Genomic DNA, 247 nt, shown 5'->3' with positions numbered 1-247 from the left:
AGCACCAATTATGCCTATGTTTATAATCAGAAAAATTACACCGCATGGGCGCCGGTTCTCTGGCCGATTAAAACGCTGATGACCATTGGTGTTTTCTTGCTGTTGTTGCAGTGCATATCCAATCTGATCAAGGATTTTGCAATCTGGCGTGGTAAGCCGATCAAACCTGCATCCTATGTTCCTGATGCTGCACCGCAGGAAGGGCAGATCGTATGAGCTCGGAATTTATTACCCTCTTTATGTTTGC

Annotated in this window: 1 pseudogene; it reads left to right on the top strand. The window is 45.3% G+C overall.

Annotation, left to right across the window (positions count from 1 at the left end):
• A pseudogene (locus HBA93_RS22625) lies at nt 1-216 on the top strand (TRAP transporter small permease subunit); the annotation flags it as partial.
• Between the last annotated feature and the right edge of the window lie 31 nt (nt 217-247).

The sequence above is a fragment of the Ochrobactrum sp. SFR4 genome (assembly GCF_019730395.1).
GTDB lineage: Bacteria > Pseudomonadota > Alphaproteobacteria > Rhizobiales > Rhizobiaceae > Pseudochrobactrum.
The sequence above is the reverse complement of the archived record's forward strand: the minus strand, read 5'-3'. Positions and strand labels throughout refer to the sequence as shown.